The following is a 25,401-nucleotide window of genomic DNA, read 5'->3' on the forward strand; positions in this document are numbered from 1 at the left end:
TCCCCTAGCCGGCCCCGATATAGGTTTTCAGGCTGGCGCGCCCGATGCCCGGCGCCTTGGCCTTCACCAGCGTGGCACTGTCCGGCGCGAACATGGCATAGAGCGGCAGGATGGCCGCGCCGATCGCCGCCGCCTGCGGCCCCATCGTCCCGACCGCGATATCAGGCGCGAACAGCCCTTCCGGCATGATCGCCTGGAAACGGCGCGACACCGCCTCGACCGTCCGCTGCAGGATGGCCGATGGCAGGATGCCGTCGATCACGATCGCCGACACATCCACCACGGCGATGGCGCCGACGATCGCCTGGGCGAGCGCGTCGGCGCAGTCCTCCACCCACGCGCCGAGATGGGGTTCGGCCGCCTCGCCGATCTCGGCCAGTTCGTGGGCCCGCCGGATCGGCACGCCGTTCTGGCGCAGATGGTTGGTCAGCACATAGATCGAGGCCCGGCGCAGCAGGATCTCGAATGGCCCTTTTGGCGCCGGCACGCTGGACAGCAGCGAGGGCGTCACGGGATAGGGGCCGAAGGCGGCCGAATTGCCGTTCGGGCCGGTCTCCAGATTGCCGTTGATGATCAGTCCGCCGCCGATGAAGGTGGAGATGAACAGATAGATGAAATCCCTGGCCTCGCGCCCCCGGCCATAGACCAGTTCGGCCGTCGCCGCACCGGAGGCATCGTTCTCGAAGAAAAGCGGCAGATCTATGCTGTCGGCCAGGGCCTTGGCGAAATCGAAATCCTCCCAGGCCTGGGTGATCGAAGCCGGCATGCCCAGCTCCTTGGTCCAGCTGTCCATGAAATAGGGCATCGCCACGCCGACGCCGACCAACCGGCTGCGCAAATCGGGCGCCAGGCCGGCCCGGAAGGTGCGGACATAGGCGGCGGCCAGCTCCGCCACCATCTGTGGTTCGGGATATTCGTAGTCGCTGGTCTCCATGCGCAGGGTGCGGCCGGTGAAATCGACCAGCACCGCATCGAAGGCTCGCCGGCCGACATGCAGGCCGATCGAAAAAGCACCGTCGGGCGCCGGCGCATAGAGGGTGGAAGGCTGCCCCACCTGTCCGGCGCGCTTGCCTTCATGCCTCACGAGCCCGACTTCCTCGAGATGGTCGACGATGACGGCCACGGCCTGGGGCGTGAGATTGGCTGAGCGGGCGAGTTCGGCCTTGGAGGCCTGGCCGAGACGCTGCAGCGCCTCGAGCACCACGCGCTCATTGTAGCGCCGGACCTGGACGGAATTGCTGCCCTTGCGGCTCGCCGGCGCGTTCGGCTGGGACATGATCGCCATCGTGCTCCAATGAATGAAGGATCTCGAGCCGGAAGGATCCTTCAATTATTAAAGCACTATGCTTAATTATCAAGCGAGATGACACGATTGAGGGGAACGCTTCCCGGAAACGCGGACGTTCTCGTCCATGCGTCCTCGAGGTAGCGGACCCGCGAGATGACAAAGGCGACAATAGAACTCGACGCATGTGTCCCCTCGCCCCGTTCTTACGGGGAGAGGCGAGCGTCGCATCTCTCATCCCAAGTCGGCGCTTAGGGATGCGGCATCCAAGTTCCTGGATACATCTTTTCCTATCGCGCCGCCGTCTGCGCATAGGCGCTGCCGAAGCGATTGGCCAGGAAGGCCGACAGGGCAATGTCCTCCTGGCGGATAAAGCCCTTCTGGGGCAATTCTCCTGCGGCCAGCATGTCCAGCACGGCGCAGATGGCGGAGGCCGTCGTCACCTGGATGGCGCTGCGCAGGCGCAAGCCGACGCGGCGGTTGTAGATCTTGTTGGCATAGGTCTCCTGCACCAGGTGGCCGTGGCGCTTGCCGCTGACGGTGACGAAGATCACCACCACGTCCTGGATCGTCGCCGGCAAGGCATTTTCGAGAATGTCCTTGAGCACGTCGCGGCGATGCCTGAGATCGAGGTCGTTGAGGAGCGCCTTCATGATCGCCGCATGGCCGGGATAGCGAATGGTGCGGTAATTCAGCGTGCGCACTCGCCCCAGATAGGTCTCGCACAGGCTGCCGAGGCCGCCCGAGGTGTTGAAGGCTTCATAGGTGACGCCGTCGAGCGAAAATTCCTCACGCTCCTCCATCGCTGGTACTTCGACGCGATGGCCATCGACGATCGCTTCGCAGGGTTCGCAATATTCGTTGATGACCCCATCCGTCGACCAGGTCAGGTTGTAGTTGAGCGCGTTGGAGGGATATTGCGGCAGGGCGCCGACCCGCATGCGGATGGAATCCAGGCTGTCGAATTGCTGGGCGAGATCATTGGCGACGATCGAGATAAAGCCGGGCGCCAGCCCGCATTGAGGGATGAAGGCGCTTTTGGCCAAAGCCGCGAGGTCCCGCACGCGGCGCGTCGAGGCGACGTCCTCGGTCAGGTCGAGATAATGGACATTGGCGCGCGCCGCCGCTTCCGCAATACGGGTGGTGAGATGAAAGGGTGCCGCGCTGAGCACTGCATAGGCACCGTCGAGCACTGCACCGAGGGCAGCCTCGTCCTGGAGATCGAGTTCACGTTGCGCCACCGCCGCCGAAAGCTCGGCACTTTCCAGCTGCTCGGCCGAACGGTCGATGACTGTGACTTCATAGTCTCCGCTGACCGCCAGAATATCGGCGATACACGCCCCGATCTTGCCTGCTCCCGCTACCACGATCTTGCGCATCGTCGGCCTCCCCTGTCGCGATTCTTGCTCAAAAGCCTACGCCTGCCTCCTTTTGTTTCGAAGCCTGCATTTCGACGATATGCCGAGCTTTCTTTGCACAATGCAGGGCGTTATATCGTCATTATGACGACACCCGCCGATGATACCCTGATTGCCATCCTGCGCGAGAATGCCCGCGCCTCCACGGCCGAGATCGCCCGGCGCCTCGGCGTCTCCCGCACCACCGTGCAGAGCCGCCTGGCCCGCCTCGAACATCGCGGCGTGATCGTCGGCTACACCATCCGGCTTTCCGAGGAACACACGCGCTCGCTCCTGCGCGCCCATGTCCTGCTGACCACCGTGCCGAAGCTGATCCGCCAGGTGGAAGCGGGCCTGCGCGAAATTCCGTCCGTGCGCACCCTGCACTCGGTCAGCGGCAATTTCGACATGATCGCAGTGATCGAGGCCCGGTCCGTGGGCGAACTCGACGAACTCGCCGATCGCATCGGGGCGCTGGAGGGCGTCGAGCGCACCTCGACCTCTCTCATCCTGTCGACCCGGATCGAGCGTTAGCTGGGCGGTGACCGATCCCGACACCGACGGATCTTCGATAATCGACGTTCAGTTTCGGTTCAGCCGCAATCGGGATGATGGCGGCCAAATCATGAGAGGTCGAGATGCTCCTGCGCAAGAAACTGTTCGGTCTGGCTGGAACCCTGATGCTCGCCGTCTCGCCCACGGCGATCGTGCTGGTGCAGGATGCCATGGCCCAGGACGCCCAGGCCCCAACCACGGAAGCGCCCGCGCCGGGCGCCAAGCCCTCGGTCGAGGACATTCTGAAGCGCCATAAGAAGGGCAGCGGCCAGGATGGCGAAGGGGCTCCGGCAAAACGGGCTGCCCCCGCCGAATCGCAGGACCAGGACGGTGGCGCTCCCGCTGCAAAGCCGAAGCGGCAGAAGCCGGCTGCCGAGCAGGAGGGGGCAGCGCCCGGTTCCGGCGCTGACGAGGCCCCCGCCGCCAAGCCCAAGCGTCAGAAGCCTGCGCCCGATGCGGCCAGCCAGGACGCGCCCGGCGAACCGGCGCCGGTCGAGACGCCTCCTGCCGCCAAGCCCAAGCCCAAGCGCGAGAAGCCGGCACCCGATGCGGCCGGCCAGGAAACTCCTGGAAAACCGGCTGCTGGCGAGCCGGCACCGGCGGCTCCATCGACAAAGCCGAAGCGCCAGAAACCCGCCGCCCCTGGCGAAAACAGCGGGCAGGACACACCGGCCGCCAAGCCCGGCGCTCCTGCCCAGCCGAATACGGATCAAGGTGCCGGTACTGCCCCCGCGCAACCCAAGCCTCTCCAGCCCAAGCCCCAGCAGCCTGCCGCCGGCGACGACCAGCCGGCTGCAGGCCAGGAGACGGACAAGGAGAACGGCGGCACGCCCGAACCGCGCGGCAAGCGCCGCGACCGCACGCAGGGCCAGCCTGGCCAGGGCCAGCCCGGCAATGACGGCGTGCCGCAGGGCGTCGACGACGGCCAGCCGCAGAAACGCCCCCAAGACCGCCCCCAGGACCGTCCTTTGGACGGCCGCTCAGGCGGGCGCAACCAGCTTCCCGGCCAAGGCGGCATTCCCCTGCCGGCCGACGGCACGCAGCAGGGTCAGGAGGGGCGCCCGGGCCTTCCGCCGCAGCCGGACAACGGCAGCCAGCAAGGCCAGGGCCGCCCCCTGCAGGGCCCGGTCGATCGGGCGGCGGAACAGCGCGCCATCGGCCTGTTGGGTGATACCACGCCGCCCGACCGTCTCAACGACCAGCAATTGCGCCAGCGCCTCAACGTCTATCGCTCGGCCCTGGCGACCGGAAACCTGTCGGAAGCCACCGAGCAAGCCCTGATCCAGCGCCTCAACGGCGCACGCGCGGCCCTGCGCAACCGCGTCGCCGACCAGGAATATGGCGGCGAGCAGCAGCAAGGCCAGGCCGGGCGCGGCTCGCCGTTTGGCCGCTCCCAGTTCCGCCAGGGTTCGCCCCGTCCCCAGGATATTCCCGCCATCCTGGCGGATCGGCGCCCGTCCAACGTATTGACCATCGAACAGCTCAACCGCCGTATCCTGGTCTATCGCGACGCCTCCAACGACCAGCGCTACAATCCCGAGGACCGTGAGGCCTTCGCGCAATATCTGCTGGACGACCGCAACGATCTGCGCCGCCGCCTGCTCAGCGATCGCGGTCAGCGCACTGACCGCCTGCGGGGCGATGAAGACGGCAGGCGATTCGACATGGACATCAACCCGCGCGGGCAGCGCTATCAGAGCGTCTGGGCCGCCGAAGTCGATGACGACCAGATCGAGCAACAATTTGCCGCCCGTCCCCTCAAGCCTCTGCCGCGCCGCTATCCACGTGCCGAATTTCTTGCCCGGCCCGAGGTGGTGATGGAACAGCCCGCCGTGCGCCAGTCCATTCCCAGCGTCGAACTGGATACCATCCACTTCGGCTTCAACGAATCATTCGTACGCGAGGAAGAGATCGCCAATCTCGACCGCATCGGGCGCATCCTCGAGCGCATCGTGGCCGCCCATCCGGGCGAGGTCTTCGTGATCGAGGGCAATACGGATGCGGTGGGCGACGATGCCTATAATCTGCGCCTGTCCAAGGAGCGGGCCGAGGCTGTGAAGCAGGCCTTGACGCAATATTACGTGATCTCGCCCGACAATCTGGTCACGGCGGGCCTCGGCGAGCGCTATCTCAAGATCCCGACGCCGGAGCCCGAGCAGGAAAACCGCCGCGTGACCCTGCGCCGTATCACGCCTCTGCTGGAGAAGTGACGGCTGCGATAAAGATCGCGGCGCGCATCCCCGTCGGATGCGCGCCGCTTTTGCTTGCCATCGCTTCCCCTTTCGCTTAAATCCCGCGGCGCGGTGGCAACTGGTCTCCGCGTCTCCTCGCCTCATGCATAACAGCCACGGCCGGGATCGCATCCTGGCCGCTTTTGTGCGGCGTCCCCTCATCGAGAGCGTCTCAGCACGTTCGAGAGTTCATCGGAGCCTAGTGGCCGTATGTCCGGCAGCCCGCGTCCCCGTCTTGTGATGAAGTTTGGCGGCACCTCTGTCGCCACTGTCGAGCGCATCAAGAATGTGGCGCAGCATGTCAAACGCGAGGTCGCCGCCGGCTACGACGTGGCGGTGGTGGTCTCCGCCATGTCCGGCAAGACCAATGAGCTCGTGGGCTGGTGCAACGAGGCGTCGCCGCTCTACGATCAGCGCGAATATGACACCATCGTCGCCTCCGGCGAACAGGTGACCTCGGGCCTCCTGGCCCTGACGCTCAGCAGCATCGGCATCAAGGCCCGATCCTGGCAGGGCTGGCAGGTGCCGATCGAGACCTCGGCCGCTCACGGCTCCGCACGCATTTCGGCGATCCCCTCCAAGAATCTCGATGACGGCTTTGCCGCCGGGGAAGTCGCGGTGATTTCCGGCTTCCAGGGCGTCGAACCCATAAGCGGGCGCATCACCACGCTGGGCCGCGGTGGTTCCGACACGTCGGCCGTCGCCATTGCCGGCGCGATCGGTGCCGAGCGCTGCGACATTTACACCGATGTCGACGGCGTCTACACCACCGATCCGCGCATCGTGCCCAAGGCCCAGCGCATGGACCGCATCGCTTTCGAGGAAATGCTGGAAATGGCTTCCCTCGGCGCCAAGGTGCTGCAGGTCCGCTCGGTGGAACTGGCCATGGTCCACAAGGTGAAAACCTATGTAAGATCGTCCTTCGACGATCCAGAAAACCCCAATCCCGGAACCCTGATCTGCGACGAGGAAGACATCATGGAACAGCAGGTTGTGACCGGCATCGCCTATTCGAAGGATGAAGCGCAGATCACCCTGCGGGATGTTGCCGACCGTCCGGGTGTCGCCGCCGCCATCTTCGTGCCCCTGGCCGATGCCAACATCAACGTCGACATGATCGTGCAGAACATTTCCGCCGACGGGGCTTCCACCGACATCACCTTCACGGTGCCGCAGGCCGAGTTCCAGCGCGCCAAGGACGTGATCGACAAGGCCCGCAAGGACGTGGTGTGCGACAATGTCGAAACCAATATGGACGTCTCGAAGATCTCGGTGATCGGCATCGGCATGCGCAGCCATGCCGGCGTAGCGGCAACCTGCTTCCAGGCCCTCGCCGGCCGCGGCATCAACATCCGCGCCATCACCACCTCCGAGATCAAGATCTCCGTGCTGATCGACGCGGCCTATACCGAACTGGCGGTACGCACGCTCCACACGCTTTACGGGCTCGACAAGGCCTGAGCAACCGCGCCTTGTTCTCATGACGACGGCATAGCGCCCCGATGACGCAGTGCCCGGCAAGATCGGAAATACTTCTTTCAATTTCCGTGAGATCTTGCGACAGAACAAAAAGTTAGTGCGTGCTTCGTTTGGATTCTCGCGCGAGGTACGCCCCCTATTCATTATGGTACCGGCCGCTTCGCCAGAACCGGCCGGCCCTCTGAGACAGCGGACGGCCCCGGTTCGCCGGGTCGTCAGATCTGTCGAGGACATGGAGGCATCGGATGCGTGGCGCGATCGGTGGCCCGCGCCTGCTCCTCAAGCGGCTCCGCGAAGTCATGGCGGAGCCTGTTTCGGCGCAGGAGAGGCTGGACAAGACCGTTGTCTTGATCGCCGCGAACATGGTCGCGGAGGTCTGCTCGGTCTATGTCCTGCGCACCGACGGCACGCTCGAACTCTATGCCACTGAAGGCCTCAATCCGAACGCGGTGCATTTGACCACCATGCGCAAGGGCGAGGGCCTGGTCGGCCTCGTCGCCAAGGAAGCCGAGGCCGTCACCACCTCGGACGCGCAGCACCATCCCTCCTTTGCCTACAAGCCGGAAACAGGCGAAGAAATCTACAACGCCTTCCTCGGCGTGCCGATCCTGCGCGCCGGCGAGACGCTCGGCGTCCTGGTCGTGCAGAACAAGGCCCAGCGCGCTTATTCGGAAGAGGAGATCGAGGCGCTCGCCACGGTCGCCATGGTGCTGGCCGAGATGATCGCTTCCGGCGAGCTTCAGGCCCTCGCCCGCCCGGGCGCCGATCTCGCCAGCCGTCGCGCCCTGCAGTTGACCGGCGCCCCGCTTTCCGAGGGCGTCGGCCTCGGCCATGTCGTGCTGCACGAGCCACGCGTGGTGGTGAAGACCTTTATCGCCGATGACGTCGGGCGCGAGACAGACCGCCTCGACAATGCCATCGTCGGCCTGCGCGACGCCATCGACGCCATGCTCGACCGTGGCGACCTCGCCCGCGCCACCGAGACGCTCGACGTGCTCGAAGCCTATCGCATGTTTGCGCAGGACCGCGGCTGGATCACCAAGATGCGCGAGGTCATCGCCACCGGCGTCACCGCCGAGGCGGCGGTGCAGCGCGTGCAGTCCGACACGCGCGCGCGCATGCAGCGCGTCGCCGATCCGATCCTGCGCGAGCGCCTCTATGATCTCGACGATCTCGCCAACCGCCTGCTGCGTCAGCTCACCGGCGACGGGCATCACGTGTCCTCCGACGCCATGCCCAAGGATGCGGTGCTGGTGGCCCGCTCAATGGGGCCGGCGGCCCTGCTCGATTATTCGCGCGACAACCTGCGCGGCCTCATCCTCGAAGAGGGTGGCCCGACGAGCCATGTCGCCATTGTGGCGCGCGCGCTCGGCATTCCCACCGTGGGCGAGGTCGAGGGCATCACCAGCCTGGTCGAACAAGGCGATGCCATCATCGTCGACGGCTCGGTGGGCGAGGTCCAGGTGCGTCCGGCGCCCGATGTCGAACACGCTTATGCCGAGAAGGTGAGGTTCCGGGCCAAGCGGCAGGAGCAGTATCTCGCCCTGCGCAACCTGCCCAGCCGCACGCGCGACGGCAGCGATATCAGATTGTTCATCAATGCCGGCCTCCTGGTCGACCTGCCGCATATCAAGGAGAGCGGCGCCGACGGCATCGGGCTGTTCCGCACCGAACTGCAATTCATGATCGCCTCGCAGTTCCCGCGTACCGGCGAGCAATATGCGCTCTACAAGGCCGTGCTGGAGGCTGCCGGTGACCGGCCCGTGACCTTCCGCACCCTCGATATCGGCGGCGACAAGGTGCTGCCCTATATGCACCAGATCGAGGAGGAGAACCCGGCGCTCGGCTGGCGCGCCATCCGTCTCGGCCTTGACCGTCCCGGCCTGATGCGCTCGCAGCTCCGCGCCTTGCTGCAGGCCGCCGCCGGACGCGAGCTCAGGGTGATGTTCCCGATGATCTCGGCCGCCGAGGAATTCGACCAGGCTCGCGGGGTGGTGGAACGCGAGATCACCTTCCTGCGCCGCCACGGCAAGCCCCTGCCGGATCTCGTGAAGCTCGGCGCCATGGTGGAGGTGCCCAGCCTCCTCTTCCAGCTCGACGAGATCCTGCAGCGCACCGACTTCCTGTCCGTCGGCTCGAACGATCTCTTCCAGTTCCTCTATGCGGTCGACCGCGGCAATGCGCGTGTGGCCGGTCGTTTCGACACGCTCTCGCCCTCGGTGATGCGGGCCCTGAAGATGATCGCCGACAAATCCAACGCCGCCGGCGTGCCGGTGACGCTGTGCGGCGAGCTGGCATCCAGACCGCTGGAGGCGCTTGCCCTGATCGGCCTCGGCTTCCGGCAATTGTCGATGACGCCGTCCGCGATCGGCCCGGTCAAGGCCATGTTGCTCGAAATCGACACGCGCGAGATCACAGACCTCGTCAACCACTACCTCAAGCCGGAAGCGGAGAAGCCGCTGCGCCTTGCCTTGCGGGAATTCGCTGCCGAACGCGGCATCCCGTTATAGCGAGGCTGCTCCGGGAGCGCGGGCGTCCTCGCCCGCTTTTTCTCCCCATGCGCACCGTTTCCAAGATGCGGACGAGGACGTCCGCGCCCCCAGGATGAATAGATGCTACCCCTCGACCGCCTTGATGCCTTGCTTCGCCGCCGCGATTTCGTCGAGGCGGAGCTCGCCTCCGGCCCGGATGCCGAGTCCTATGTGGCCTTGGCTCGCGAACTCTCCGAACTCGATCCCGTCGCGGCAATCATTCGCGAATGGCAGGGTGCCCAGGAAGAACTGAAAGGCGTCGAAGTCATCATTGCCGAACCGGCCATGGCCGGCGAGATGGCCGAGATGGCGGAGGAGGAACGCAAGTCGCTGCTCGAACGGCTCGGCGAGTTGGAGACCGCGATCAAGCTGTCGCTGCTGCCCAAGGACGCCGCCGACGAAAAATCGGCCATCCTGGAAGTGCGCGCCGGCACCGGGGGCGACGAGGCCTCGCTTTTCGCCGGCGACCTCCTGCGCATGTATATGCGCTATGCCGATCTCCAGGGCTGGAAGACCGAGATCCTGACCGAATCCGAAGGCACCATGGGCGGCTACAAGGACGTCGCCGTGGCAGTCAGGGGCAAGGGCGTCTTCGCCAAGCTGAAATTCGAATCCGGCGTGCATCGCGTGCAGCGTGTACCGGTGACGGAGGCAGGCGGACGTATCCACACCTCCGCCGCCACGGTCGCCGTGTTGCCCGAAGCCGAAGAGGTGGATATCGCCATCGAGGAGAAGGACCTCAAAGTCGACGTCTTCAGGGCGTCCGGCGCCGGCGGCCAGCACGTCAACACCACCGACAGTGCCGTGCGCATCACCCATCTGCCCACCGGCATCGCCGTCGCGGTACAAGCTGAACGCTCCCAGCACAAGAACCGGGCGCAGGCCATGGCGATGCTGCGGGCTCGACTCTACGAGGCCGAGCGCGAGCGGGTCGACAGCGCCCGTGCGGCCGACCGGCGCGACCAGGTCGGCTCGGGTGACCGTTCCGAACGTATCCGCACCTATAATTTCCCGCAGGGGCGGCTCACCGATCATCGCATCGGCCTCACCCTCTACAAGCTCGATCAGATCATCACCGGGGATGCCCTCCACGAGGTGATCGACGCGCTGGTGACCGAAAACCAGGCCCGGCTTCTCGCCGCCAGCGAGGCTCGGGCGTGAGAGACAAGCTTGGTCTGCACGGCAAACGACGCGCATGGGCGCTTCCATGACCACGCTCGGCGGCCTCTATCGGGAGATCCTGACCGACTTCCGCACAGCGAGCCTTGCCACGCCCGAGCTCGACGCGCGGTGGCTGGTCGCCGAGGCCGCAGGCCTGCCGGCGACCGCGATCACGCTCTCACCCGACAGCCCGATAACGGCCGAGGCCGCTGCGAAAGCCTACGCCTTCCGCGCCCGGCGCCTGGCCGGGGAGCCGGTGGACCGCATCCTGGGGAGCCGCGCGTTCTGGAGCCTGGAATTCCGCCTCGGCCCTGCCACCCTGTCGCCAAGGCCGGACACCGAAACCATCGTCGAAACCTGCCTTGCCCTGCTGCCCGAGCGGGATGCAGCCTATCGTCTGCTCGATCTCGGCACCGGCACCGGCGCCATCCTGATTGCCCTGCTCCATGAAAGACCCCGAGCGAGCGGAATCGGGATCGATCGCTCTGCCGACGCCCTGGCTGTTGCTGCCCTGAATGCCGCCGACAATGGCGTTGCCGACCGGGCTCAATTCCAGCCCCGGAATTGGACGGAGGGCCTGGAGGATAAATTCGACCTCATCGTCTCCAACCCGCCCTATATTCCCTCCGCCGATATTGCCGGGCTGGAACCCGAGGTCCGCCAGCACGACCCGCTGCTGGCCCTCGATGGTGGCACGGACGGCCTCGACGCCTATCGTGCCATTGTCGCCGACGCGCCTCGCCTGCTGCGCCCGGGCGGGCTGCTGGTCTTCGAGCTCGGCATCGGCCAGGAGGACGCCGTGGCGGCGCTGATGCGTCAAGCCGGTTTCGAGATGATCGGTCCGGCGCGCAAAGATCTCGGTGGCGTCGCCCGGGCTCTCGCCGGCCGCTGGCCGGCCTGACGTCTAGAGCAGGCGCTCAACCAGTTCCATCCCGCAGAAAGCGTTGCAGCAGCGGCACGCAAAAATCCAGGAACACCCTGACGCGATGGGGAATGTTGTCGCCGCCGAAGAAGAGGACATGCATGTCCTCCTCGTCAGGCGTGACCGCATCAGCGAGGATCTCGACGAGGCGTCCGGCCGCCAGCTCGTCGCGGATGTGATAATCGGCAAGGCGCGCCAGACCCACACCGGCGACGGCCATGCGGCGCAGCGTCTCGCCATTGTTGGCGAGCAGGGAAGCGCGCACGGCACGGTCGACGATGCGGCCGCTCTCACTAATCGGCCATACCGGCACGGCACGACGGAAACTGAAACCCAGGCAATTGTGCCGTATGAGGTCATCGACCGATCGCGGCATGCCATGACGGTCGAGATAGGCCGGAGCTGCGACAATCAGGCGTCGCGAGGTGCCGATACGGCGTGCCCGCAGACGCGAGTCGGGCAAAGCACCCACCCGGAAAGCCACGTCGATATGCTCCTGATAGAGATCGAGCTTTTCTTCCGAAAGCGCCAGGTCGACGGCAACCTCCGGATAGGCCTGCCAGAAGGCCGGCAGGATCGGCTCGATCGCCATTGCCCCGAAGGCCAGCGAAGCCGTCACGCGCACGGTGCCGCTGGGGGTCACGGCTTGCCCGCTCAAATCCCGCTCGATCGCATCGAAGTCGTCGATGACGGCACCGCCGCGCTCGTAATAGGCCCGCCCTTCCCCGGTAAGAGACAGACGCCGGGTCGAACGCTCGAACAATCGCAATCCCAGGCGCGTCTCGATCCGTGCAATCAGCTTGCTCACCGTCGAAGGCGTCATGCGCAACTGCCGGGCGGCACGCGAATAGCTGCCGGTTTCGACCACCAGCCGGAACACCTGCATCTCGCCAAAGCGGTTGTCCATCTGCTGCCTGCTCTTACTCGTGAAACGATTTCATAAATAAGGTGATCCCCGGCGCCTTTCCCGGAACCCGACGCGGCCCTACCTCCACCTGAACCCAGGCGGCAGCGCTGATGCCGTCGCCGCTTGGAAACCAAGGAATCGAAAGTCGAGAAACGACAATGGATGCAATGGCCCCACTACCACGTACCGCCAATGCCGGCACGCCGTCCAGCTTCTGGCCGCTGACGGCGCTGGCCATCGGCGCCTTTGGCATCGGCACCACCGAATTCTCGCCCATGGGCATGCTGCGCGACATTGCGCAAGGCGTCAGCGTCGACATTCCGACCGCCGGCCTGTTGATCAGCGCCTATGCCATCGGCGTAATGGCTGGCGCACCGGTGATGACGCTGCTGCTGGCCCGCCTTCACAAGCGCACGGCCTTGATGGTGCTGATGGGCATCTTCACCATCGGCAATCTGCTGGCGGCGATCGCACCCGGCTACTGGACGCTCATGGCCGCCCGCATCGTCACCAGCCTCAATCATGGCGCCTTCTTCGGCCTCGGCTCGGTCGTCGCTGCCAGCATCGTGCCACGGGAACGCCAAGCCAGCGCTATCGCCGCGATGTTCCTGGGCCTGACCATCGCCGCCATCGGCGGCGTGCCGGCGGCCACCTGGATCGGCCAGGCCATCGGCTGGCGCCAGACCTTCGCTGCGACGGCCCTGCTCGGGCTGGCGGCCATCCTGGCGCTCTTCCTGGCTCTCCCGAAAGGGGAACCCGGCAGCATGCCCGACATCCGCCGGGAATTCGGCGCCATTGCCCAGCGCAGCGTGCTGACCGCCATGGCGGCCACCGTGATGGGTGCAGGTGCCATGTTCGTCCTCTATACCTATGTCACCTCGGTACTGGTCGAGATCACCCAAGCCGGCGCCAGTTTCATCACCCTCGCCCTTGCCCTGATCGGCATTGGCCTGACCCTCGGCAATACGCTGGGTGGCCGCCTGGCCGACTGGTCGCTGGACGGCGCCGCCAGGCTCTCACTGGCAGCCCTCGGCGTGATCATGATGGTGCTGCCGCTCGCTCTGACCAATCATTGGGGCGCCGCAATCGGCCTTGTCATCTGGGGCATGGCCGCCTTCGCCATCGTGCCGCCCTTGCAGATGCGGGTGATGCAGGTCGCCTCGGCGGCACCGGGCCTGGCTTCTTCCATCAATGTCGGCGCCTTCAATCTCGGCAACGCCCTCGGTGCCGCCATCGGCAGCGCAACCCTCAGCCTGGGCCTGGGTTATGCAGCCATACCGATTGCTGGCGGATTGCTGGCCCTTGCCGGCCTCGCACTCACCTTCGTTGGTAGCGAGCGGGCAGCGGCGGTAGCCTGCCCCGACCCGACCTAAGGTGGCGTTATTGCTGGGACCGCAGGCGTCCTCGCCTGCTCTTGGAAGGGCAGCGCTCACAGGATGGGAAGATGCAGGCGAGGACGCCTGCGATCCCAGGAAAAAAGAAAACCCCGCCGAAGCGGGGTTTTTTTGTGATGGATGGGGAAGCGCCTCAGGCGGCGGCCTCCTCCTCCTCTTCGGTGGCGTCGTCGAACTCTGCCTCGGCTTCCTTGGCACCGCCACGCTTGGGGCCCTTGGCGAGGTTGGCTTCGATCACCTTCACGGCCTCGGAATCGATGAGGTCGTCCACGGCGGCGAGCTCGCGCGCCATGCGATCGAGGGCCGCTTCATAGAGTTGACGCTCGGAATAGGACTGCTCGGGCTGCGCGTCGGAGCGATAGAGATCACGCACCACCTCGGCAATGGCGATCAGGTCGCCCGAATTGATCTTGGCTTCGTATTCCTGCGCACGGCGCGACCACATGGTGCGCTTGATGCGGGCACGGCCCTTGAGCGTCTCGAGCGCCTTGGCGACCACAGCCGGCTCGGACAGCTTGCGCATGCCGACGGAAGCGATCTTGGTGGTGGGCACGCGCAGCGTCATCTTGTCCTTGGAGAAGGAGATCACGAACAGCTCAAGCTTGAAACCGGCTACTTCCTGCTCGTCGATCGACACGATCTTGCCGACGCCATGCGAGGGGTAAACAATGCTCTCGCCCGTCTTGAAACCCTGCTTCGTGGACGTCTTTTTCGCTGTCGTCATGACGCTTCAACGCTCCTATCATTGGCGGATGCCGAACCGGCAGCCGCACCAAACCACGGACAGGCTCGCGCCTGTTGCCGCAAACACCATTCGACAGTGAAACCAGGCCAAAGCTTCAAGGAGCCGCCGCGAGGAACGTCGAACTGAAGGACGGTCAAAAATTCCATGTATCTATCGGCGCTACCCGCACCGACCGACTGAGGTCCCTTGAAGCTGAGCACAAAAAAATTGCCCCTGTGCGGAGCAGCGGCGGGGGTAACTCGGTCTCTCTCTTGACCATCCCGTGTGTATACACCAAAAATCGGCAAAAATCAACGCTTTTACACGCAAAAACGGCGCGTAAAGCGCTCGTTAAGGTTGATACCACGCGGTTTTTGTGAATAGCCGCTATGCAAAAAGCGACGGGCACATGCGAGCGCATCCCGACGGCCACCTGTGGCCGAGGACCAGAAAACGGGCAGCCATGCGGCCCGCACAGTGGAGGCGAACCCTGCCGAATTCGGCCGGGATCTGGCGGTCAGGCGTCGCCCTGGCCCGGTTCCGGAGAGAGCAGCGGCAACTTGTCCGGCTTGCCGTCCCACTCCTTGGAATCGGGGAAACTGTCGCGCTTGACCGTGATATTGGGCCAGCTCTGCGCGAATTTGGCATTCAGCTCAAGCCAGGCCTCCAGGCCCTTTTCGGTATCGGCCTTGATGGCATCCGCCGGACATTCAGGCTCACAGACACCGCAATCGATGCATTCGTCGGGATGGATGACGAGAAAATTCTCACCCTCGTAGAAACAGTCCACCGGGCAGACTTCCACGCAGTCCATGTATTTGCACTTGATGCAGTTCTCAGTGACCACGTAGGTCATGCCAGAAAATCCCGAAAGTTTATAATCTTGCTAAAACTGCCTAGCCGAACTGCGCCGACGGTTCAAGGCGCACCAGCACAGAGCAGCCATTCGTCGCGGTGCTGGCTTTAACACAGTTCATCACAAACGGGGCACTGGACCTGTCCTCTACCCGGCCTGTCCTGCATCTCCAGCGCCCGGCTGGGGCGACAGCAAAGCGAGCTTGCCAGGCCTGCCGTCCCACTGCTTGGCATCCGCTGGGGTTTCGCGCTTCATCGTGATCTCCGGCCAGAGATAGGCATAGCGCGCGTTCAGTTCAACCCAGGCCTCCAGCCCTCGCTCGGCGCCGGAATGGATGGCGTCCGCCGGACAAACCGGTTCGCAGATGCCGCAATCGATGCACAACATCGGATCGATGACGAGCATGGTCTCGCCTTCGCGGAAGCAGTCCACCGGGCACTCGGCCACGCAATCCATATATTTGCATCTGATGCAGTTTTCGGTGACCACATAGGTCATGGCGCCGTTCCATCGGGAGGGAGCCCTCAGTGGAACGGCTGGTTGTGGCGTACCCAAGGCGCAATTGCGGTCACAAGAGATCGCGGAGGATTTTCTCGTGCCAGCGGCGCTCGACTGCCACCTCACCGTTGGCGACAGCCTTGAGCTCGCCTTCCAGGATGAAATCGGTGGCGGTCGCCTGCATCGCGGTCTTCACCTCGATACGGATCTGCCAGCCCTCGCGCCCCATCTCATAGCTCTCGGTGAGGTGGTAGCGCGCGCTGAGTGGATCATCACCTCTGATGGTCAATTCGCGCCGGAGACTATGGGAGAGCGTGGTATCGATCTCGTCGAAGCGCAGCACGCCCTCTCCGAACAGGCCACCCTCCCCCTCCGTGACATAGGTGGCCGTGTTCGTCAGGAGATCGAGCGAGGTGGTACGCGCCATCCGCCCTTCGGCGACCTTGGACATCGGGGTACGCGCCGCGCTCAGGGCGGGCTCGAAGGCGACGACGAAGTCGTCCGCGCGGGCCTCGCGCACCGGCATGCTCAGCCGACCCGGGCAGCGCAGGGTCAGCGTCACCGGTTCCGGCGCCGGCCAGATCAGCGGCCAGTAGGCCGTCGACAAGGCCAGGCGGATGCGATGCCCCGGGGCGAGAGCATAGCCGCAATCGCTCAATTTGAGGCGGATGGGATAGAAGCGGCCGGGCACCAGCGCCTCGGGGTCGGCATGGCTGTCGCGATGGGTCAGGTTGAGCACGCCATAGGCGATGCGGCGAGAAGATCCATCCGGCGCGACGTCGCAGAGCCGGGCGCAGAGCTGGGCCAGAGGCTTATCGGAGGCGACCTCGATCTCGATCTCCGGGGCGCCAAGCAATTCGACCCGTTCGGTCAGGACCTCGCCGTCGAAGCTGCAGGAGAAGGCATCGTCATGCCGCTGATCGGCCGGCTCCTCGCCGCTGACCCCGGTGCCCATCCATTCCCCGGCCGCTGCCCCCGTCCAGGCCGGCGAGGCGAAGGCGATCTCGCTGGCCGGGCCGGGCTCGGGCGTCAAGGTGCCCGGCGCTAGATGGAAGGTCTTGGCGGTGATCTGCGGCGAAGGCCAGGTCATCTCGCCGACAAAGCGGCCAGGCACCGGATCGCGGTGACCGGGCGGCGTCCATTCCTCGATGAAGGCCCGCATCATCGGCTCGGCCATAATGCCGCGATCCCGGCCCTTCAGCCAGTGATCCCACCAGCGCGTCGCCTCCTGCAGGAAGCCGATGGCAGGGCCCGGCACGCCGTCCTGCGGGTAGATATGGGCCCAGGGCCCGATCAGGCCGAGCCTGGGCACCTCCAGGCCCTCCAGCAGGCGCGGAATGGCATTGGTGTAGGCATCGCCCCAGCCGCCGACTGCGAAAACCGGACATTGCACGGCCGAGAAATCCTCACAGATCGAGCCGTGCCGCCAATAGGCATCGCGCCTCTGATGGGCGAGCCAGAGCGCCGGGAAGAAAGGCAGACGTTCGAGCCGGTGCTGCCATTGCGCCCGCCAGGCCTCGCCGACCAGCGCCGGATCCGCCGGGCGCGCCTGGTAGGCCAGCATGATGCTGCCCCACCACAGATTGTCGTTGAGCAGGGTGCCGCCCATAAAATGGATGTCGTCGGCATAGCGGTCGTCGGTCGAGCAGACGGTGATGACAGCCTTGAGCGCCGGCGGGTTGAGCGCCGCGACCTGCAGGCAGTTGAAACCGCCCCAGCTCTTGCCCATCATGCCGACGGCGCCCGAGCACCAGGGCTGGGCCGCGAGCCAGGCGATCACCTCGCAGGCATCGTCGAGCTCGCGTTGCAGATATTCATCCTCGAGCAGGCCGTCGGATTCGCCGCTGCCTCTCATGTCCACGCGGATGGCGGCATAGCCATTGGCAGCGAACCAGCCATGCATCGGCTCGTCCCGCCCGCGCGTGCCATCACGTTTGCGGTAGGGGATATATTCGAGGACCGCCGGCACAGGCCTGGCCTCCGCATCCTCGGGCAGCCAGAGGCGGGCTGCGAGCCGGGTGCCATCGGCGAGTGGGATAAAAAAATGTTCGATCGTGCGGGTCGCGGTCATCGGAAAAGACTTTATGAAAGACAAACGAAAGGGCCGGTCCGAGGACCGGCCCTTTCTACGAACTATTGGATCACGCCACCTTGCGGCTGGCGAGAATGTTGTCGAGCCAGTGGGTATCCATCTCCGGCACGGAGCTGATCAGCTTCTCCGTATAGGGGTGGAAGGGCGGCGCGAAGATGTCGGCCGTCGGGCCCTGGGCGATGATCTCGCCCTTGAGCATCACCGCCGTGCGATGGGCGATGCGGCGCACCGTGCCGAGGTCGTGGGTGATAAACATATAGGCGAGACCAAGATCGTCCTGCAGCTTCTTGAGGAGCTTGAGCACGTCTTCCGCCACCAGCGGGTCGAGCGCGGAGGTCGGCTCGTCGCAGATGATCACCTCCGGCTCGGCGGCCAGGGCACGCGCGATGCAGACACGCTGCTTCTGGCCGCCCGAGAGCTGTCCGGGCCGACGGTCCGCGAACTCCTCCGGCAGGCCGACCTGATGCAGCAGTTCGAGCACCCGCTTGCGCACGTCCCCCGCCGAACGGTTGAAGTAGAAGCTCACCGGGCGCCCGATGATCTGCCCCAGGCTCTGGCGCGGATTGAGCGCCACGTCCGGCATCTGGTGCACCATCTGCAGGCGGCGGAGGATGTCCTTGCTGCGTTGGGGCAAGGCCGGCGGCAGGGTCTTGCCGTTGAGTGAGACATCCCCCTCCCAGCGCGGCAGCAGGCCGACCACGATACGCGCAATCGTGCTCTTGCCGGAGCCGGACTCGCCCACCACCGCCAGGGTCTCGCCTTTTGCGAGCTTGAAGGAGGCGTTCTTGACGATCGCCACCGGGCCGTAGCCAGCGGTGACGTTGGTCATGGAGAGTACGGGCTCGGCCCCCTCCGCCGGGGCGGTGAGTTGGAGATGCTCGGCCTCGCGCCGCTCGTTCACCAGCGCACGGGCATAGTCGGTCCGCGGCGCCTCCAGCACCTGCTGGGCCTCGCCGACCTCGACGGTCTTGCCATGACGCAGCACCATGATGCGATGGGCGATCTGGGCCACCACGGCAAGGTCGTGCGTGATGTAGAGACCTGCCGTGCCGAATTCCCGGATGAGGTCGCGCAGCAGCGCCAGCACCTCGATCTGGGTGGTGACGTCGAGCGCCGTGGTCGGCTCGTCGAGCACGATCACGTCGGGCCGGCAGCTCATTGCCATCGCCGCCATGGCGCGCTGGAGCTGGCCGCCCGAGACCTGGTGGGGATAGCGGTCGCCGATCGTGTCGGGATTGGGCAGTTGCAGGATGCGAAAGAGCTTGCGGGCATAGGCTTCCGCCTCCGGCCGCGTCATCACGCCATGCACCACCGGCGCCTCACAGACCTGGTCCATCAGCGTCATGGCCGGGTTGAAGGAAGCGGCGGCACTCTGGGCGATATAGGCGATGCTCTTGCCGCGGAAATTGCGGCGTTGCGCGGCGGTGGAGGCGCGCAGTTCGGTGCCGTCGAGCTTGATCGAGCCTCCGGTGATGCGCATGCCGGCCCGGGCATAGGCCATCGACGCCAGGCCGATGGTGGACTTGCCGGCACCGGACTCACCGATGAGGCCGAGGATTTCTCCCCGCCGCAACGTCACGTCAACATTGTCGACCAGAACGCGGCCGGTGATGGTCTCGACCCGGAGCTTTTCCAGCTCGAGGATCATGTCGGAAGAGGTTTTGTCGTCTGCCATCTCAGCCCCCTTACATTTCCGCTTGCGCGCCGGATGGGCGGGCATCGATCGACAGGAACCAATCGACCACCAGGTTGATGCCGATGGTGAGCAGGGCGATGGCGGCGGCGGGATAGAGTGCCGCGGCCCGCCCGAGCTTAAGGCTGGTGATGTTGTCGCGCACCATGCCGCCCCAGTCCGCATAGGGCAGGGGAACGCCGAGACCGATGAAGCTCAAGGCGGCGATGAACAGGAAGTTGAAGCAGAAGCGCAGTCCGAACTCCGACATCAAAGGCGCGGCGGCATTGGGCAGGATCTCGCGCCAGACCACCCACCAGATGCCCTCGCCGCGCAGCCTCGCCACCTCGACGAAATCCAGCGAGGCGAGGTTCATGCCGAGCGCGCGGGCAAGGCGATAGACGCGGCTGGAGTCGAGGAAGGCGATGGTCAGCACCAGGGAGGTCAGGGTCTGGCCGAAGATCGACAGGATGATCAGCGCCCAGATCAGCAGCGGCACCGACATGACGATGTCGACGGCGCGCGAGAGCACAGCGTCGATCCACCGCCCGGTCACGGCCGCCACCAGGCCGAGCGTGATGCCGATGGCGAAGGACATGATGGTGGTGACCAGGGCGATGCCGATGGTGAGGCGCGCTCCATAGATCAGGCGGGTGAGCATGTCACGCCCGATCTGGTCGGTCCCCAGCCAGTTGGCCGCCGAGATTGTCGCCCAGGTCTTGCCGACAGTCTGCGTCTCCGAATAAGGAGCGAGCCAAGGGCCGGCGATGGCGACGACGACGTTGAGCGCGATGATGAACAAGCCGATGACGGCAGTGAGCGGCGCCTTGTGTCCGAAAATGACCATGCTGCTTTCCTACCGGGGATGCCGCAGACGCGGATTGAGGATGATCGCCAGCACGTCGGCAATCGTATTGAGGATGATGAACACCGCTGCAAACAGGATGCCGCAGGCCAGGATCGCCGGCACGTCGCGCTTGGTCACCGCGTCGATCATGTATTGGCCGACACCCGGATAGGTGAAGACCTTCTCGATGACGACCACGCCGACCACCAGATAGGCGACGTTCAATGCGACCACCGAGATGATCGGCGAGGCCGCGTTGGGTAGCGCATGCTTGGTGACGACACGGGCCCGCGTCAGGCCCTTGAGGAAGCCCATTTCGACATAGGGTGTCGACATGATCGACAGCACGGAATTGCGCGTCATGCGCATCATATGGGCGGTAACCAGACAGGTCAGCGCCACCGCCGGCAGGAAGGTCACATAGAGACGGAAGAAAAAGCCCATGTCGGAATTGACGGTCGCCAGCGGTGGAAACCAGCGCCAATAACCGGCAAAGAGCAGGATCAGTACCCCGCCGATGAAGAATTCCGGCAGCGAGATGGCGATCAGTGCCAGCACGTTGGCGGCACGGTCGGCCAAGCGCCCCTCGGTGATGGCGCAGGTGATGCCGGTGATGACGGCGAGCGGCACGGCGATCACGGCCGCGTAGCAGGCCAGGAACATCGTATTGGTGAAGCGCGGCCACAGATCGTTCACGATGGCGTTCTGGTTGGTGTAGGAGCGACCAAAATCAAAATGCGCGACGATGTTCCAGAGCCAGTTCAGATAACGCTGCCAGGCCGGCACATCCAGACCGATGCTGCGTTCGAAGGCGGCCTTGGTTTCTGCCGTGGCCGCCTGGCCGAGCACGGCGTCCGCCGCATTGCCCTGCAAATTGAGGGTTAGAATAAACAGAATGAGCGAGATGGCGAAGAGCGTCACCAGCCCCTGGACGATGCGCCAACCAATAAGACGTCCCACAATGTGCCCTTTCGACCTGTTGCCGACGGAGACCGGGCACGTAGCAGTTCCCCCCGCATGCGCCCGGCCTTCTGCAATATGAAAGGAGAAGAGCGAGGCGCCTCACGCGCGTCGCCCCCGAAGCGCTCCACGATCTGGCTGATACACCAGGGATCGCAGGAACGCGTCGAAACAAAGAGCAGGGGCAAAGCGGCGTTGTCGCCAAACGCCCCTTGCTCCAGAGTTCTCAGGCGAACCAACCCTTTTCGGCGACGCGCTGGTCGCACATGTCGTAGCGTGGATGCGGGGCCGTCCCCATGATCTTCTTGGAGTAGGCGTCGAGATAGTCGCCGACCGCGTAACAGACCATGCCGCCATCGTCGTGGATCATCTTCTGGCAATCGGCATAGATCTGAGCGCGCTTGGCTTCGTCGCTCTCGACGCGGGCGGAGATCAGGAGCTTGTCGAATTCAGGACGCTTCCAGTGGGTGTCGTTCCAATTGGCGGTGGACAGGAAGGTCTGGGACAATTGCAGATCGATGTTGGGACGTCCGCCCCAATAGACGGCGCAGAAGGGATCCTTCAGCCAGATGTTCGACCAGTAGCCGTCGCCCGAGACACGGGTGACCGTCAGATCGATACCCGCCTGCTTAATGGCCTCCTGATAGAGCAAGCCAGCGTCCGTCGCGCCGTTATAGGCGCCTTCCGAGACCTTGAGCTCCATCTTGGGACTACCGGCCTTCTTGTAGTGAAAGGCGGCTTTCTCCGGATCGTAGGGCGTCTGCGGCACGTCCTTCGCGTAGTATTTGTGTGACGGGCTGATCGTGGTGTCGTTGCCGATGGTGGCGTAACCCTGGTAGACTGTGTCGACGATCTTCTTGCGGTCCATGCCGTATTTGAGCGCCCAGCGCAGATCGGCGTTGGTATAAGGATCGGTGTCGCACAGCGCCACGAAGGCGAATCGGTTGCCGGTACCCTTGCTCTGTACCACACTCACGTCAGGCGAAGAGGTCACGATATCCATGGTCTTGGCATCGAGACGGTTGATGGCATCGACCTGGCCCGAAATCATGGCCTGCAGGCGGGACGCCTGGTCCTGGATATATTGCAGCTCGATGCCATCGAAATTGCCGCGTCCCGGCTTCCAGTAATTGCCGGTGTTCTTGGTCACGACGCGCACGCCGGGCTCGAACACTTCGAGCTTGTAGGCGCCCGTGCCAATCAGCTTGGAGAAGTCGGTGTAGCCATTGGGCACGCACAGGACGTGGTAATCGGAGAGATTGTAGGGCAGATCGAGATTGCCCTCGGACAGGGTGATCTGGACCTGGTTGGCACTGAGCTTCTTGACGTCGGTGATCGAACTCAGCAGATCCTTGGCGGCAGACTTGGTATCGCCGCGATGCAGGTTGATCGAATAGATCGCGTCATCGGCATCGAGCGTCTTGCCATTGTGGAACGTGACGTCCTTGCGGATGTTGAAGATCCATTCCTTGGCGCCGGGCTTGTATTCCCAGCTCTCGAACAATTCGCCCTTGGGCAGACCGTCCTCGCCGATTTCGACGAAACCGTTGCAGATCTGGTAGCCGTAGGAGATCGGCACGGAATCGGCATAGGTGCGAGGGTCGAGACTGTCGGAGGCGGAACCGCCCTCCATGCCCAGCTTCAAGGTGCCCCCCTTCTTGGGGGTGTCGGCCGCCAGGGCCGGGCCGCCGAGCGCACCCAAGGCGCCGAGGCTCAAGCCGAGCGCAGCCGCACTCTTCATCAATTCGCGACGATCAAGGATCAGGCCCGACCCTTGCTGCGTGAAGTTCTTACCCGTCATGTCAATGTTCCCTGCGGCTCGCCTGTATGGAATTTGCGCTCGTTGCCCGAGCGTTCGACCTGCCCACTATCGTGTCCTGCAAGCCGCTGTGCAAGAGACCTACAAACGACATCAAATGACAGCAGCGCGACGTTCCTTCATTTTCGTCAAGCTTAGATCACGCCAGATTTGCAGATTTGAACGTCAGGTAAAGCCCGAATTTTCAACGAGCAGGCCTGATTTTCATCGTTTCCGGCCAAAAGAGATCCCCCACGAAGCAAGCAATTACAGACGATATCAGGCCCATCCGCCCCGATAACCGAAAACCCCGGCCATAGGCCGGGGTTCGGATCTGTTGCATGCCGTTGGGATCAGCTGTGATAGGCGCGTTCACCATGTTCGACGATATCGAGGCCTTCGGCCTCGGTCTGACGGTCGACACGCAGCCCGACGACGAGATCGATGATCTTGAACAGGATCGCCGAACCGACGCCCGTCATCACGATGGTGAAGGCGACCGCCTCGAGCTGGACCCAAAGCTGGCTGGCCATGGTCACGCCGTCCGCATAGCCGACACCGCCCAGGGAGGGCGACGCCAGTACGCCGGTGCCGAGGGCACCGAGAATACCGCCGATGCCATGCACGCCGAAGACGTCGAGGCTGTCGTCATAGCCGAAGGCATTCTTCACGGTCGTCACGAAGAAGAAGCAGACGATACCGGCGATGAAGCCGAGCGCGATGGCGCCGGCAGGGCCGACGAAACCGGCGGCAGGCGTCACCGCCACCAGACCAGCAACCGCACCCGAGATCGCACCCAGCATCGAGGGCTTGCCATGGGTGAGCCACTCGATCAGCGACCAACCGAGGATCGCCCCGGCCGTAGCGACGAAGGTCGTCATCATGGCAAGGCCCGCGCTGGCACCGGCCGAAAGCGCCGAGCCGGCATTGAAGCCGAACCAGCCGACCCACAGCATGCCGGCGCCGACCCAGGACAGGGTGAGCGAATGGGGCGGCATCTGCTCCTTGCCGAAGCCAGTGCGCTTGCCGATCATCAGGCAGCCCACCAGGCCGGCGACGCCCGCATTGATGTGCACGACGGTACCGCCGGCGAAATCGAACGCGCCCAGCTTGAACAGCCAGCCCGTCGACTGCCACACCGAATGGGCGACCGGGATGTAGATGAAGGTGACCCAGAGCAGGCAGAACAGCACCACGGCCGAGAACTTCATGCGTTCGGCGAAAGCGCCGACGATGAGGGCCGGCGTGATCGCAGCGAAGGTCATCTGGAAGCACACGAACACATATTCGGGAATGGTGCCGCTCAGCGTGTCCTTGGTGATGCCGGCGAGGAAGGCCTTGGAAAAGCCGCCAAAGAGCGGGCCACCGTCGCTGAAGGCGAGGGTGTAGCCGTAGAAGACCCAGATCACCATCACCACCGAGGCGACGATCAGCACCTGCATGAGAATGGAGAGCATGTTCTTGGCGCGCACCAGGCCGCCGTAGAACAGGCCGAGGCCCGGCGCGATCATCATCAGCACCAGCGCGCAGGACACCAGCATCCAGGCGGTGTCACCGGAATTCAGCGTGGGCGGCGGCGTTGCGGTCTGGGCGAGAGCGGGGCCTGCCAGCAGCCCGGCGCCGAGCAAGGCCGACACCGCAAGTTTGAGGGAACGAAGGGAAGTCATCGGGAAAGCATCCTGTCTCATGGAAGTCGAGGGCATCGGCAGAGGGGACCTAGAGCGCGTCGCCGTCGCGCTCGCCGGTGCGGATGCGCACCGCGGTTTCGATCGGCGTGACGAAAATCTTGCCGTCGCCGATCTGGCCGGTCTTGGCGGCTGCCGAGATCGCATCGATCACCTTGGCGACGAGATCGCTCGGCACCGCCACCTCGATCTTCAGCTTGGGCAGGAAGCTCACCGCATATTCGGCGCCGCGATAGATCTCGGTATGCCCCTTCTGGCGGCCATATCCCTTCACCTCGGTCACGGTCAGGCCGTGCACGCCCAGACCCGTGAGGGCATCGCGCACCTCCTCGAGCTTGAACGGCTTGATGATGGCCATCACTATTTTCATGCTGTTCTATCCCCTTAAAGCGTTTTGCGATTTGGCG

20 protein-coding genes are annotated in these 25,401 nt (G+C 64.5%); 7 read left to right on the forward strand and 13 right to left on the reverse strand.

Features of this window, described 5'->3' with window-relative positions; genetic code table 11:
• Window positions 1-4: 4 nt before the first annotated feature.
• Together AB4037_RS10040 and AB4037_RS10045 are read right to left on the reverse strand one after the other, a co-directional pair.
• On the reverse strand, window positions 5-1,276 hold the full coding sequence (locus AB4037_RS10040; RefSeq protein WP_434954923.1) for an ROK family protein: 1,272 nt from the start codon (window positions 1,274-1,276) through the stop codon (window positions 5-7).
• Window positions 1,277-1,575: 299 nt separating this feature from the next.
• Window positions 1,576-2,664: a saccharopine dehydrogenase C-terminal domain-containing protein gene (locus AB4037_RS10045; RefSeq protein ID WP_434954922.1), complete on the reverse strand. Its 1,089-nt coding sequence runs from the start codon at window positions 2,662-2,664 to the stop codon at window positions 1,576-1,578.
• A 123-nt stretch (window positions 2,665-2,787) separates the two neighbouring features.
• On the opposite strand from AB4037_RS10045, the gene AB4037_RS10050 reads away from it, so the two are divergent.
• From AB4037_RS10050 to prmC, 6 genes are all read left to right on the forward strand, one after another.
• Window positions 2,788-3,216, forward strand: coding sequence for an Lrp/AsnC family transcriptional regulator (locus tag AB4037_RS10050; RefSeq protein ID WP_441771417.1), 429 nt, complete (start codon window positions 2,788-2,790; stop codon window positions 3,214-3,216).
• 104 nt (window positions 3,217-3,320) lie between these two features.
• Entirely contained in the window at window positions 3,321-5,447 is a 2,127-nt protein-coding gene (locus tag AB4037_RS10055; RefSeq protein ID WP_441771418.1) for an OmpA family protein, read from the forward strand.
• Between the two features lie 231 nt (window positions 5,448-5,678).
• A complete protein-coding gene (locus AB4037_RS10060; protein ID WP_434954919.1) occupies window positions 5,679-6,929 on the forward strand; it encodes an aspartate kinase in 1,251 nt (416 codons plus the stop codon).
• 263 nt (window positions 6,930-7,192) lie between these two features.
• Entirely contained in the window at window positions 7,193-9,457 is a 2,265-nt protein-coding gene (gene ptsP / locus AB4037_RS10065) for a phosphoenolpyruvate--protein phosphotransferase (RefSeq protein WP_434954918.1), read from the forward strand.
• 102 nt (window positions 9,458-9,559) lie between these two features.
• Window positions 9,560-10,639, forward strand: a complete 1,080-nt coding sequence (gene prfA, locus AB4037_RS10070; RefSeq protein ID WP_434954917.1) for a peptide chain release factor 1 — start codon at window positions 9,560-9,562, stop codon at window positions 10,637-10,639.
• Between the two features lie 34 nt (window positions 10,640-10,673).
• Complete coding sequence (gene prmC, locus AB4037_RS10075; RefSeq protein WP_434954916.1) at window positions 10,674-11,540, forward strand: peptide chain release factor N(5)-glutamine methyltransferase; 867 nt, start codon at window positions 10,674-10,676, stop codon at window positions 11,538-11,540.
• Window positions 11,541-11,556: 16 nt separating this feature from the next.
• Here the strand turns inward: prmC and AB4037_RS10080 are convergent, their stop codons facing one another.
• The gene (locus AB4037_RS10080; protein ID WP_434954915.1) at window positions 11,557-12,468 is read right to left on the reverse strand and encodes a LysR family transcriptional regulator; all 912 of its coding nucleotides are present in this window, start codon (window positions 12,466-12,468) and stop codon (window positions 11,557-11,559) included.
• A 167-nt stretch (window positions 12,469-12,635) separates the two neighbouring features.
• On the opposite strand from AB4037_RS10080, the gene AB4037_RS10085 reads away from it, so the two are divergent.
• Complete coding sequence (locus AB4037_RS10085) at window positions 12,636-13,841, forward strand: MFS transporter (protein ID WP_441771419.1); 1,206 nt, start codon at window positions 12,636-12,638, stop codon at window positions 13,839-13,841.
• Window positions 13,842-13,995: 154 nt separating this feature from the next.
• Here the strand turns inward: AB4037_RS10085 and AB4037_RS10090 are convergent, their stop codons facing one another.
• The 10 genes from AB4037_RS10090 to AB4037_RS10135 all read right to left on the reverse strand — a co-directional run bounded on the left by AB4037_RS10090 (window position 13,996) and on the right by AB4037_RS10135 (window position 25,364).
• Window positions 13,996-14,586 carry a CarD family transcriptional regulator gene (locus tag AB4037_RS10090; protein ID WP_367624859.1) on the reverse strand — a complete coding sequence of 197 codons (591 nt, stop codon included), beginning with the start codon at window positions 14,584-14,586 and terminating at the stop codon, window positions 13,996-13,998.
• Window positions 14,587-15,103: 517 nt separating this feature from the next.
• A complete protein-coding gene (fdxA, locus tag AB4037_RS10095) occupies window positions 15,104-15,442 on the reverse strand; it encodes a ferredoxin FdxA (protein WP_105865397.1) in 339 nt (112 codons plus the stop codon).
• Window positions 15,443-15,589: 147 nt separating this feature from the next.
• Window positions 15,590-15,940: a ferredoxin FdxA gene (gene fdxA, locus AB4037_RS10100; protein WP_441771420.1), complete on the reverse strand. Its 351-nt coding sequence runs from the start codon at window positions 15,938-15,940 to the stop codon at window positions 15,590-15,592.
• Between the two features lie 70 nt (window positions 15,941-16,010).
• Window positions 16,011-18,011: a CocE/NonD family hydrolase gene (locus AB4037_RS10105; protein ID WP_441771421.1), complete on the reverse strand. Its 2,001-nt coding sequence runs from the start codon at window positions 18,009-18,011 to the stop codon at window positions 16,011-16,013.
• Between the two features lie 70 nt (window positions 18,012-18,081).
• A complete protein-coding gene (locus AB4037_RS10110; protein ID WP_434954911.1) occupies window positions 18,082-19,707 on the reverse strand; it encodes an ABC transporter ATP-binding protein in 1,626 nt (541 codons plus the stop codon).
• 10 nt (window positions 19,708-19,717) lie between these two features.
• Entirely contained in the window at window positions 19,718-20,551 is an 834-nt protein-coding gene (locus tag AB4037_RS10115; protein ID WP_322434950.1) for an ABC transporter permease, read from the reverse strand.
• A 9-nt stretch (window positions 20,552-20,560) separates the two neighbouring features.
• Entirely contained in the window at window positions 20,561-21,511 is a 951-nt protein-coding gene (locus AB4037_RS10120) for an ABC transporter permease (protein ID WP_434954910.1), read from the reverse strand.
• A 226-nt stretch (window positions 21,512-21,737) separates the two neighbouring features.
• Window positions 21,738-23,312 carry an ABC transporter substrate-binding protein gene (locus AB4037_RS10125; protein WP_434954909.1) on the reverse strand — a complete coding sequence of 525 codons (1,575 nt, stop codon included), beginning with the start codon at window positions 23,310-23,312 and terminating at the stop codon, window positions 21,738-21,740.
• 350 nt (window positions 23,313-23,662) lie between these two features.
• A complete protein-coding gene (locus AB4037_RS10130) occupies window positions 23,663-24,976 on the reverse strand; it encodes an ammonium transporter (protein ID WP_441771422.1) in 1,314 nt (437 codons plus the stop codon).
• A 49-nt stretch (window positions 24,977-25,025) separates the two neighbouring features.
• A complete protein-coding gene (locus AB4037_RS10135; RefSeq protein WP_434954907.1) occupies window positions 25,026-25,364 on the reverse strand; it encodes a P-II family nitrogen regulator in 339 nt (112 codons plus the stop codon).
• Window positions 25,365-25,401: the final 37 nt, after the last annotated feature.

Source organism: Labrys sp. KB_33_2 (genome assembly GCF_052114505.1).
Taxonomy (GTDB): domain Bacteria; phylum Pseudomonadota; class Alphaproteobacteria; order Rhizobiales; family Labraceae; genus Labrys.

Bases quoted from the DNA above. Each gene is read 5' to 3' on its own strand.
- AB4037_RS10085 (WP_441771419.1), top strand. From the start codon at position 12,636: ATGGCCCCACTACCACGTACCGCCAATGCCGGCACGCCGTCCAGCTTC.
- AB4037_RS10125 (WP_434954909.1), bottom strand. From the start codon at position 23,312: ATGACGGGTAAGAACTTCACGCAGCAAGGGTCGGGCCTGATCCTTGAT.
- fdxA (WP_105865397.1), bottom strand. From the start codon at position 15,442: ATGACCTACGTGGTCACTGAGAACTGCATCAAGTGCAAATACATGGAC.
- AB4037_RS10130 (WP_441771422.1), bottom strand. From the start codon at position 24,976: ATGACTTCCCTTCGTTCCCTCAAACTTGCGGTGTCGGCCTTGCTCGGC.
- prfA (WP_434954917.1), top strand. From the start codon at position 9,560: ATGCTACCCCTCGACCGCCTTGATGCCTTGCTTCGCCGCCGCGATTTC.
- ptsP (WP_434954918.1), top strand. From the start codon at position 7,193: ATGCGTGGCGCGATCGGTGGCCCGCGCCTGCTCCTCAAGCGGCTCCGC.
- AB4037_RS10105 (WP_441771421.1), bottom strand. From the start codon at position 18,011: ATGACCGCGACCCGCACGATCGAACATTTTTTTATCCCACTCGCCGAT.
- AB4037_RS10080 (WP_434954915.1), bottom strand. From the start codon at position 12,468: ATGGACAACCGCTTTGGCGAGATGCAGGTGTTCCGGCTGGTGGTCGAA.
- AB4037_RS10050 (WP_441771417.1), top strand. From the start codon at position 2,788: ATGACGACACCCGCCGATGATACCCTGATTGCCATCCTGCGCGAGAAT.
- AB4037_RS10045 (WP_434954922.1), bottom strand. From the start codon at position 2,664: ATGCGCAAGATCGTGGTAGCGGGAGCAGGCAAGATCGGGGCGTGTATC.
- AB4037_RS10110 (WP_434954911.1), bottom strand. From the start codon at position 19,707: ATGGCAGACGACAAAACCTCTTCCGACATGATCCTCGAGCTGGAAAAG.
- AB4037_RS10060 (WP_434954919.1), top strand. From the start codon at position 5,679: ATGTCCGGCAGCCCGCGTCCCCGTCTTGTGATGAAGTTTGGCGGCACC.
- AB4037_RS10090 (WP_367624859.1), bottom strand. From the start codon at position 14,586: ATGACGACAGCGAAAAAGACGTCCACGAAGCAGGGTTTCAAGACGGGC.
- AB4037_RS10040 (WP_434954923.1), bottom strand. From the start codon at position 1,276: ATGTCCCAGCCGAACGCGCCGGCGAGCCGCAAGGGCAGCAATTCCGTC.
- fdxA (WP_441771420.1), bottom strand. From the start codon at position 15,940: ATGACCTATGTGGTCACCGAAAACTGCATCAGATGCAAATATATGGAT.
- AB4037_RS10055 (WP_441771418.1), top strand. From the start codon at position 3,321: ATGCTCCTGCGCAAGAAACTGTTCGGTCTGGCTGGAACCCTGATGCTC.
- AB4037_RS10135 (WP_434954907.1), bottom strand. From the start codon at position 25,364: ATGAAAATAGTGATGGCCATCATCAAGCCGTTCAAGCTCGAGGAGGTG.
- prmC (WP_434954916.1), top strand. From the start codon at position 10,674: ATGGGCGCTTCCATGACCACGCTCGGCGGCCTCTATCGGGAGATCCTG.
- AB4037_RS10115 (WP_322434950.1), bottom strand. From the start codon at position 20,551: ATGGTCATTTTCGGACACAAGGCGCCGCTCACTGCCGTCATCGGCTTG.